The sequence below is a fragment of the Pontiella sp. genome, assembly GCF_041622395.1.
In the GTDB taxonomy this organism is placed as follows: domain Bacteria; phylum Verrucomicrobiota; class Kiritimatiellia; order Kiritimatiellales; family Pontiellaceae; genus Pontiella.
The window spans coordinates 1-10485 of sequence record NZ_JBFJYW010000117.1; the positions used below are offsets into that span (position 1 = coordinate 1).

The window sequence follows — 10485 nt, forward strand, 5'->3', positions numbered from 1 at the left end:
ACGCGAAGCAGTCCGATGCCCAGTAGCACGACGATCGCGCCGTTCGTTCTTCTCCAAAAATCAATCACCATCGGTTTCCATCTCCCTGACAAATCCCGACAACCTAGTGAATCGAAATTGGCACTTCAAGTGCCTAACGTCTTTTTTGCGTTCATCAAGAAACCGTCGTGCCCCGTGGGCGGGAAATGCCCCCCTGTCCCGTGGCGGGCGACCTGCCGGAAAAAGAGACGGAGCGCCCGCTCGACTTGCCACCGCCGCTCCTATAGTTTTCGGCGCTATGTTAAATTTCTTAAGAGGAACAGGGATAAGGATGTTGAAGGCAAAAGGCCCCATGGCGGTCATGCTGGTGATGGGCGGCTTGGGGCTTGCGCGCGGCGAGACTTCCGCGCCGCTTTACATCGGAAATCAAAATCCATTTGTTTTGATCTACGGGGTGCCGAAACCGGAGTCCGGCGCCCTGACCCCGAAGAATAAACTGAATGCGGCTTTCATCTACAACGTTTCGAACAATGCGCTCTACCAGGATGCCGAAAACGGCGAATCGATCATCTGGGATGGGGAAACCGCAACCTACACCATGAAGCTTCGGTACGGGGTGTCGGACTGGCTCGAAGTCGGTCTCGACCTGCCGTACGTCCAGCACGGCGGCGGTTATTTGGATTCAACGATTCGCAAGTTCCATTCAACGCTGGGGTATTCCAATGGGCGGCAGAAGGAGTTCGAGAAAAACCAAATCCACTTCCTGGTGGCCGACCAAGGCGACGTGCTCTACGAAACACTCGAGAGCAGCCAGGGCTTAGGCGACATCCGTCTGACGGCGGGCGTGCCGTTGCTGGCGAGCGGGTTGAGCGACGGCCGCCATCTCGCCGCCCGATCGGTGCTGAAGCTGCCAACGGGGGAGTCGGAAGACCTGCTCGGAAGCGGCGGAACCGATGTTTCGCTCGGGCTGGCCTACAGCGACACCCGGTTGCTCGCGTCCATGAACATCGCGTTGGGTGCAAACGTGGGCGCGGTTTATCTGGGCAACTCCGACGTTCTGGCCGGCAAGCAGAACCATCTGGTGGGATATGGCGGGGCATCCATGAACTGGCGGGCCCGGAACTGGCTCGCGCTGAACCTGCAACTCGACCTGCAGAGTGCGGCCTACGACAGCGAGCTGATCCAGCTGGGCTCTTCGCTTCAACTACTCGCCGGCGCCGCGCTCCGCCTGCCCGGCGATGTGATGCTCGACGTGGGGATTTCCGAGCAGCTCACGACGGATGCAACCCCGGACGTCGGCTTTTATCTGATGCTCGGGCATTTGTTCTAGCATTGCCCGCCGCCGGTTCGATACCTTCTCCGGATGTTCAAGAACAAACGCCTTCTATTGATTACGCTCGCCCTGGTGCTGGCCGCGGTCGTCGTGCTGGGCATGAAGATCGGCTACCCCCTTCACCGCCTGACCGCGTTCGTCCTGCTCGGGCTCGGCTGGATTCCGTTGGTGGTTTCCTACCGCATCAACCGCCGCCTGTTGCGCGTTCAAAAACACCGACTCAAGAAAAAGGCCCGCCCGTTGTTGCCGCACGCCGTTGTTGCGTTGATCCTGCTGGCGGCTTTCTACGTGACGTGGGCCCTCTTCCCGGTCGAGCGCAGTCCGTTGGCGGGGATGTCCCCCGCGGCGCTGCGCGGCGAGATCGCATCCGATTTCTCCAGCTATCTGATGCTGCGCAAGACCGCCGACGACTTCGTGGACACCTTCCGGGCCAACGGCCTGCTGACGCGCCGGCTGGACGGGCTTTCGCGGGCCGACCGCGCCACCATCCGGTCCCTCTGGCGCGACGGGGCCATGGCCTTCCTGGAGTTCGATTTGCTCAAGGGCAAATACCGCGGCTTCCACCAAGTCGACTATGTGGCGGAGCCGCAGCTGCATGCCGATGCCTTCCTGCTGGCCTACATGGCTTATATTGCCCAATACAACGCCTGCATGCAGATCGTCGAACTCGTCGGCGACAACGCCTTCATGGAAACGCTGCTGAACGAAGAGGGCGAGGGGATTCCGGCCGACAGCTACTTCTTCATGAAGCAGCGCCTTACCAACCCCAATGTCGTGCTACGCCTCAATGCCGCCGCAGCCTACTATGAGCTGGTCAAGCAGGACTGCACCTTCGCCCCCCTGGTGGTCGCCGACTTCCTCGTGCGCCGCAAAACCTTCGTTCAATCGCTGGGCGCCAACGCCGACCTCTTCATCGAGAATCCGCTGGCCATCCTGGAGCGCGCGGCGTTCGAGACCGTCCTGCCGGTGCAGAAAAACGTGGCGCTGCAAATGAGCCATATCCGCACGGCCTCGCGCGACTATCTCATCACCCCCGAAATCCTGGCCAGGCATCTGCCCGAACTGGAGCCGGGCGACATCCTGATCCAGCGGCGCAACTGGCACATGACCAACATCGGGATTCCCGGGTTCTGGCCGCACGTCGCCCTCTATGTCGGCACCCCCGATGAGGTGAATGCCTGTTTTGCCGAACTCGGCTTCCAGCCGATGGAAACCATCAAGGCCCTCTATCCCGAGGCATACGCCTCGCTATCCGGCAACTTTTCCGATGGCTTTCCCGTCCGGGTGGTCGAGGCCATTCGCCCGGGTGTCGTCTTCCAATCGCTGGAGACCAGTGCCCGGTGCGACTATCTGGGCGTCATCCGGCCGAATCTCACCAAGGCCGAAAAATTCAAGGCGTTGCTCGGGGCCTTTTCCCATGCGGGGAAACCCTACGACCTCAATTTCGATTTCACCACCGACAACCTGCTGGTCTGCTCGGAGCTGGTCTACAAGGCCTACCGGGTCGGCGGCGAATTGCCGCTGGTTCCCGAGGTGATCAACGGTCGCCGCCTGCTGCCACCCAACCGCCTGGCCGAGCAGGCCGTCGAATCGATGGGCGAGGGGAAGGCCTTTTCCTTCGTCCTGTTCCTCGATGCCGTCGAAAAGTCCGATGTGGTGATCGAGCGGGATACCGAAGCCTTCAAGGCCAGCTGGCAACGCCCGAAATGGGATGTGATGCAGGACTAAACCTCGTCGAGCTTGATCGCGGCGAGGATTTTGCGGTCGGCGGCGCCGAGGCGACCGCTTTCGAGATAGTGCCGGATCACATCGTAGGCGGCCCGGGCCTCTTCCAGCCGTTGCTCCAGCCCTCCGAGGTCGACTTTTGCGAGATCGCTATCTTCCATCACCTCGACCAGATGCCAGCCGCCCAGGGCCCGCTGTCCCACATGATCCATCAGCTTGCCCAGCACCCGGGCGGCCAGGCGCGCCTCTTCGTCGGAAAGGCGCGCCAGCAGTTCGTCGCAGAAAAATTCATAGCAGATCGGGGGGCGGCCGTACTCCAGCGAGCAACCGTGCAGGTCGAGCCACCCGTAACGCTCGTCCATATCGGCGGCTTTTAAGCCCTGTCGCTCAAGGAGTTTGGCCAAAAAAGCGCTGTCGCGGGCCTCTTCGCAAATGTCCGCCCGGCAGCAGCAGGCCGTGCACAGGCCGCAGGTTTCGCTGAACAGTTGCGTCATGAGTCCTCGAATGTTGGTCTCGAGTTCGGAATAAGGGTTCAGAATATCGTTGATGGTTTCCATAGCGGGCTATATATCCATTGAGCAGGGGGGCGCGTGAAAGCATATTCGGACAAAAATATACAAATCGGCAAAGTTTCGGTTTTCTTCGGGCTCGATTCATGTATGGTGTTTGGATCTTTTTTGTCGAATCAGTGTATTTGAGGTTGGATAGCCTAAACGGAAGCCGGATAGAAGCGAGGGGTCGTTGATATGAAGAAAAAAGTCGTCGGTAAAAGCAAAGGTGTGGTTAAGGGTGCGCCCAGTGGTTTCGTGGTCAGTTTGCTGGTGCATGCCGCGGCTTTGATGCTGGCGGGTTTGTTGGTGGTCTTCACCGTGTCCCAGAAGGAAGAGCAGAAATTCGAACCGCCGGCGCCCGTGGAACGCCCGAAGATGAAGCTCAAGAAGCCCAAGGTGAAGGTCAAGAAATCGGCCAAGCCCAAGCCGACCACCCGCATCGTCACCAAGGTGCAGAAAGCCACCATGCCCGATATCCAGCTCCCCGAAATGAGCGGCATGGCCGATGGCATGGTCAGGGGCATCGAAGGGTTCGATCTGGTCGTCGATCTGGGGGACGCCAACGTATTCGGAGCGGCCAAATCCATCGGGAACGACTTTGAAGGCGAAGTGTACTCCCTGTTGCACGACCGCCGCGGCGGGACCATGTCCATGGACGGGGACCAATTCCGCGAAATCCTGCGCAAGTATGTGCTGAGCGGGTGGAAGAGCAGTGTCCTCTCGCGCTTCTATCGCTCGCCGGAAAAACGCTACGCGACCAACATCATGGTTCCCCCCATTCCCACGGCGCTGGCCCCGGGCGTTTTCGGGGTGCCGGAACTGGAAGATTACTACCTCTTCATCAAATACGAAGGCAAACTCGTCCATAAGACCGATATCAAATTCCGTTTCTGGGGGATTGGCGACGCCTATATTTTCGTCAACGTCGATGGCAAGGAAGTGTTGCTGAGTGCCTGGAACGCCCACTATAGCTATTTCGATTGGTGGTCCAGCTCGGCCAGTGGCGACCGCACCCACGTTCTCGGCAACCAACGCATGGTGGGGGGCGACTGGATCGAACTCAAGGCGGGGCAACCACTGGATATGAAGGTACTGTTCGGAGAGTGGCATGGCGGCCAGGTTTCGGGCATGTTGCTGGTCGAAGTCGAAGGGGTCGAATACCCGCGCAACAGCCGCGGCGCGCCCTTGTATCCCGTGTTCAAGACCGAGGAGCTCACGTGGGATAGCATCACCGAAATCTCGCGCTTCCTCACTGACAATCAATGTTCGCTCACCACCGGCCCCGTATTCAACGACTTCTATGAGCCGCCGTCGCCGGATTCGGAAACCAATCTGGTTGCCGATGCCGAGACCCCGGTCGCGCCGCAGCCCGAACCCAAAGTCGAAGAATCCCCCATTCGTCTGTGGAAGTTTAAAGACGGCAAAGACGTGGAAGCGGAGCTCATGACGGTCATGGGGAACCAGGTGGTCTTGAAAAACGCCAGGGGCAAGCAGGTCAAGGTGCCGATCGATTCGCTCACGGAGGAAGATCTCTCGTATATCTGGCTCTCGACGCCTCCCACACTGGACATCAACTTCGAGAAGACCACGCAAGTTCGCCAGTTCGGCGATACGCAAAGTGGAGCGGCTCCGCCGGTACGCGGCAACTTCATGACCTTCTCCACCCAGATCGAGCAAACCTCGTCCCTCCCCTATGGGTTTGGGTTGCAGGCCGAATTCTTTGCCATTGGCTCCGAAATCGGCGGCAACAAGCGCATGCTGCTCGACTATCAGAAGTCCGATTTCACCTTGGTGAAAGCGAAGAAGTTCAAGCACTCCTTCAAGGGGAGCAAGGTCGAACTGATCGACTATACGCTCAACGGAGAGCGGAAAGGCAAGAAGTACGATACGTTCCTCGTGGTCGTCACCGACAGCCGCGGCAAGATCATCGCCTACAAGACGCCGAGCGAAACTCTCTACGAAAACCTCGATAAACTGCGCAACATCAAGGTCGGCTGGTATTTCGACCGGGACGTTAACCGGTGCCTGCCCACACCGCCGCAGGAATACTCCAGCCCCGGGCAAAACTAGACGCAATCAACTCCGGCAACCCGGCCTGAGCCGGGTTGCCATTTGCCGGTCCATCCTGCGCCTTGGGGCAGGGGGGCGGCTTTCCTGCGGAATCGGCCTCGGCGGATTGCAAGGGAACCCAAACCATCATCTGAAGGTTTCGCCATGGCGGAACGGAGGAAATCGAAATGGAAAAACGACTCGGCTTTGTTGGCCTGATCATCGAAGACCGCGAACATAACGCGGCCACCGTCAACGCCCTGTTGTCCGAATTCGGCGACATGATCCTGGCCCGCACCGGCGTCCCGTGCCCCAAGCGCAACTGCTCCGCCATCACCCTCGTCATCGACGCATCGACCGACGAACTCGGCTCGCTTACGGGCAAGCTGGGGCGAATTTCCGGCGTTTCCGTCAAATCCATGCTGAGCAAAGTTTCCAATCCTTGACCCGGCTCAATTTTATCTGCGTTCAACGGCGTAATCTGCGGACACTCTTATGAACACGCGAACCGAAAAAGATTTTTTAGGCGATGTGGAACTCCCTGCCGACGCGCCCTACGGCATCCACACCGCGCGGGCGTTGGCAAACTTCCCGATTCCCGCAAGTCCGCCCGTCCCCGCATCGCTCGTGGCCGCGCTCGCCCAGGTGAAGAAAGCCTGCGCGCTGGCCAACCGGGAGCTCGGCTTCCTCGCGCCGGAAAAGGCCGCCGCCATCGTCTACGCCTGCGAGAAGATCCAGGCATCGAACATCGCGCATCCCCCTTTGCCGGCCCTCCAGGGCGGTGCCGGAACCAGCACCAACATGATGCTCAACGAACTCATCGGGATCGACGCGGGGGCCCATCCCATCGAAGAGGTCAACCTGCACCAGTCCACCAACGACGTCTATCCGACCGCCGTGAAGGTGGCCGCCATCAACGGTTTGCGCGCGCTTGCCGAAAAGGTGGAAGCGCTGCAGGGGACCTTCCAGCGGCTGGAAAACAAGTTCGCCCACATCCCGACCCTCGGCAAAACCGAAATGGTCGACGCCGTACCGCTAACGCTCGGCGCCGAATTCGGCGCCTTTGCCGAAGCCTTCGCACGCGACCGCTGGCGCACCTTCAAATGCGAGGAGCGCCTGCGCGTGGTGAACCTCGGCGGCACCGCCGTCGGGACCGGGCTGACGGCACCGCGCAGCTATATTTTCCACGTCACCGACAAGTTGCGCGAGGTTACCGGAATCGGGCTCAGCCGCGGCGAAAACCTGGTCGACCAAACCGCCAACGCCGACGCCTTCGTCGAAGTTTCCGGCATCATGAAAGCCTGCGCGGCCAACCTGCTGAAGATTTGCGGCGACCTGCGCCTGCTGCACATGAACCGCAAGATCAAGCTACCCGCCGTGCAGGCCGGCTCTTCGATCATGCCCGGCAAGGTCAACCCGGTCATTCTCGAAAGCGTCATGCAGATCGGCATCAAGGTGCAGGCCAACGATTTCATCGTGACCGAGTGCGCGTCGCGCGGCAGCTTGCAGATCAACGAATTCATGCCGTTGCTCGCTTCGGCTTTGCTCGAATCGATGGAGCTGCTCGGGGCCGCCTGCGGAATGCTCGCCAAGCATGCCGAGGGCATCGCCGCCGACGAGGCCGAATGCGAACGGCAGTTCAATTCCTCCGTCGAGATCGTCACCGCCTTTCTCCCCGCCATTGGCTACGAAAAGGCCACGGAGCTGGCTCAAAAATTCAAGGATCGGACCGATCCGGCGGATCGGACCGATTTCAAACGCTTTCTCGTCCAGGAACTGGGCGAAGCGCTCGTTACCCGAACCCTTTCACCCCAAAACCTGATGGCCCTCGGACACCGCTAATGCAAAAGACCCCCAAAAGCCTACGACTGCACATCGCCTTGTTCGGACGGACCAACGTCGGGAAATCCAGTTTCCTGAACTTGGTGGCCGGGCAGGATGTTTCCATCGTTTCCGAGCAGGCCGGAACCACGACCGACGTGGTGGAAAAGCCGATGGAGCTGTTGCCGATCGGCCCGGTGGTCTTCCTCGACACCGCGGGCATCGACGATACCACCGCCCTCGGCGAAAAGCGCATCGACCGCACCGAACGCGTCTTCGATCGCGCCGACGTGATTTTGCTGCTGCACGAGGGGAGCGAATCCACCGAATTTGAACAACGCGTCGAAGCCAAGGCCGCGGAAAAGAAGATTCCGGTGGTGAAGGTTTTCAACAAATCGGATTTATATGACGTATCCGACCCTTCGGTATTATCGGTCAATTCGGCGGACATGGGTTCAAGGGACAAGGTGTTGGCCGCGCTCAAGGCCGAGTTGCTGCGCGTCTGCCCCGATGAATTCATTGCACCGCCGCCGCTGATGGGCGATCTCGTGAAGCCGGGCGGGCTGGCGATGCTGATCGTGCCGATCGACCTCCAGGCGCCGAAGGGGCGCCTGATCCTGCCGCAGGTGCAGACCATCCGCGACGCGCTCGACAACGATGCCGCGTCACTGATCTGCAAAGAGCGCGAATACGCCCACATGCTTTCCATCCTGAACCAGAAGCCGGACGTGGCGATCTGCGATTCGCAGATGGTGCTCAAGATGGTGGCCGACACGCCGCCGGAGATTCCCTGCACCACCTTCTCGATCCTATTCGCCCGTCTCAAAGGCGATCTGCGCAAGTTTGCCATGGGGGCGGCGGCGATCGACAAGCTGGAACCGGGCGACAAGGTGTTGATTGCCGAATCGTGCAGCCACCACGCGCTGGAAGACGATATCGGCCGCGTTAAGATTCCGCGCTGGTTGCGCCAATATGTCGGCGTTGATCTGGAGATCGACGTGTATGCTGGGCGCGACTTCCCGGACAATCTTTCGGAGTACAAGCTGGCCGTTCAATGCGGCGGCTGCATGCAGAACCGCCGCGAGGTGCTTTCCCGAATTGAAAAATGTGAATCGGCGGGCGTTCCGATCACGAATTATGGACTCTGTATTTCCCAAACCCAAGGGGTGCTTAAACGGGTGTTGTCTCCGTTCCCTGCGGCGCTGGATGCTTATGAGAATGCGTGATCAGTGAAGCGTGAGCCGTGTCCTTTCACGCCTCACGGTTCAATCGTCACTTGCTGGAGAAATAAATGAAACCTGGATTACCGAAAATTGATACCGAGGGGCTGAAAAGCTTCATTCCTGAGGACGAGATCTTCGACTTGCTGGAGAAGACCAAGAACCCGACGCCGGAACGCGTGCGCGAGGTGATTGCGCGGTCGCTCGATAAAAACCGCCTGGAGCCGGAGGAGATGGCAGTGCTGATCAACGCCGACACGCCGGAACTGGCCGAGGAGATCTTCGAGGGCGCACGCAAGCTGAAGGAGCTGGTCTACGGCAACCGCATCGTCCTGTTTGCGCCGCTCTACATCGGCAACGACTGCGTGAACAACTGCCAATACTGCGGGTTCCGCTGCACCAACAAGGAAGTGGCGCGCAAGACGCTGACCCTGCCGGAACTCGACCGCGAGATCGAGGCGCTGGTCAACAAGGGCCACAAGCGGCTCATTCTCGTCTACGGCGAACATCCGCAATACGACGCGCAGTTCATCCACGACACCGTAAAGGAAGTCTATGCCCAGAAGCACGGCAACGGCGAAATCCGCCGCGTGAACATCAACGCCGCACCGCTGGATGTCGAGGGCTTCAAGTTGGTGAAGTCGGCGGGCATCGGCACCTATCAGATTTTCCAGGAAACCTACCACCGCGAAACCTATGCCCAGGTGCATCCTTCGGGCCCCAAGAGCGATTTTCTCTGGCGCCTCCACGGCCTCGACCGCGCGCAGGAAGCCGGCATCGACGACGTCGGCATCGGCGCGCTGATGGGGCTGACCGACTGGCGTTTCGAAACCATGGCGCTGCTCTATCACACGATCCACCTCGAAGAGCGCTTCAAGGTCGGGCCGCACACGATTTCGTTCCCGCGCATCGAGCCCGCCATCGGAACCGATACCGGGCAATATCCGGGCGTCAACGACTTCGATTTCAAGCGGCTGGTTGCCATCCTGCGTTTGGCCGTTCCGTATACGGGGCTGATCCTGACGTGCCGCGAGTCGGTCGAACTGCGCAACGATATCATCAAGTTCGGCGTCTCGCAGATCGATGCCGGCTCCGACATCGGCGTCGGCGCCTATTCGACGAAGGACGAAGAGTCGTACAAGAAGAGCCAGTTCGTTCTCAACGACGGCCGCTCGCTCGACCAAGTGATCCGCGAGCTGTGCGAAGCCGGCTTTATCCCTTCGTTCTGCACGGGGTGCTACCGCCTCGGCCGGACGGGCGAGCATTTCATGGAGTTCGCCGTGCCGGGCTTCGTGAAGCGCTTCTGCACGCCGAATGCGATCCTGACCTTCCTCGAATACATGGAAGACTATTCCTCGCCCGAAACCAAAAAGGCGGGGATGCTCCAGATCGAGCGCGAACTCGAACGCATGCCCGAAAACGACCAGAAAGCCAAGTTGGTCGAGCGCATTGCGCAGGTGAAGCAAGGCGCCCGGGACCTCTATTTCTAAACGCACACGTCGCGAACAGGGCACTGCAACGGACCGAAGGAAAAGGTGAGTGAAATGGTTTTGAATATATTGGAAAAGGCGAAGCGCAAGGAAGAGCTTTGCGTGGAGGAAATCGAAGCGCTGTTGTCGATCACCGACCCGGAGGAGCTTCAGGCGTTGTTCGATTGCGCCTATTTCATCAAGGAGCAGTATGTCGGCAAGATCGCCTATTTCCGCGGCCTGATCGAGTGCAGCAACCTCTGCATGAAGGATTGCTACTACTGCGGCATCCGCAAGAGCAACAAAAACGTCGACCGCTTCCAGATGGACGAAGAGGA

At 59.6% G+C, this 10485-nt stretch carries 8 protein-coding genes and 1 pseudogene; 8 read left to right on the forward strand and 1 reads right to left on the reverse strand.

Annotated elements, in window-relative coordinates; translation table 11 throughout:
* Positions 1-310: 310 nt before the first annotated feature.
* Positions 311-1309 (forward strand): DUF3187 family protein, encoded by a 999-nt coding sequence (locus ABYO54_RS08365; RefSeq protein ID WP_372807796.1) that lies wholly within the window; start codon positions 311-313, stop codon positions 1307-1309.
* A 33-nt stretch (positions 1310-1342) separates the two neighbouring features.
* A complete protein-coding gene (locus tag ABYO54_RS08370) occupies positions 1343-3040 on the forward strand; it encodes a YiiX/YebB-like N1pC/P60 family cysteine hydrolase (protein WP_372807797.1) in 1698 nt (565 codons plus the stop codon).
* Here ABYO54_RS08370 and ABYO54_RS08375 read toward each other — a convergent pair.
* Positions 3037-3594 (reverse strand): hypothetical protein, encoded by a 558-nt coding sequence (locus tag ABYO54_RS08375; RefSeq protein ID WP_372807798.1) that lies wholly within the window; start codon positions 3592-3594, stop codon positions 3037-3039. The two genes, ABYO54_RS08370 and ABYO54_RS08375, sit on opposite strands and share 4 nt — an antisense overlap.
* Before the next feature lie 189 nt (positions 3595-3783).
* Between ABYO54_RS08375 and ABYO54_RS08380 the strand changes: the two genes are divergently transcribed.
* The 6 genes and pseudogenes from ABYO54_RS08380 to ABYO54_RS08405 form a co-directional block, all read left to right on the forward strand.
* Positions 3784-5658 (forward strand): SHD1 domain-containing protein, encoded by a 1875-nt coding sequence (locus ABYO54_RS08380; protein WP_372807799.1) that lies wholly within the window; start codon positions 3784-3786, stop codon positions 5656-5658.
* Between the two features lie 167 nt (positions 5659-5825).
* Positions 5826-6083, forward strand: coding sequence for a TM1266 family iron-only hydrogenase system putative regulator (locus ABYO54_RS08385; protein ID WP_372807800.1), 258 nt, complete (start codon positions 5826-5828; stop codon positions 6081-6083).
* Positions 6084-6132: 49 nt separating this feature from the next.
* Entirely contained in the window at positions 6133-7479 is a 1347-nt protein-coding gene (locus tag ABYO54_RS08390) for a lyase family protein (protein ID WP_372807801.1), read from the forward strand.
* The gene (gene hydF, locus ABYO54_RS08395; RefSeq protein ID WP_372807802.1) at positions 7479-8684 is read left to right on the forward strand and encodes a [FeFe] hydrogenase H-cluster maturation GTPase HydF; all 1206 of its coding nucleotides are present in this window, start codon (positions 7479-7481) and stop codon (positions 8682-8684) included. The genes ABYO54_RS08390 and hydF overlap by 1 nt, the downstream gene beginning before the upstream one ends.
* 65 nt (positions 8685-8749) lie before the next feature.
* The gene (hydG, locus tag ABYO54_RS08400) at positions 8750-10168 is read left to right on the forward strand and encodes a [FeFe] hydrogenase H-cluster radical SAM maturase HydG (protein WP_372807803.1); all 1419 of its coding nucleotides are present in this window, start codon (positions 8750-8752) and stop codon (positions 10166-10168) included.
* A 54-nt stretch (positions 10169-10222) separates the two neighbouring features.
* Positions 10223-10485: pseudogene (locus ABYO54_RS08405) on the forward strand ([FeFe] hydrogenase H-cluster radical SAM maturase HydE); the annotation flags it as partial.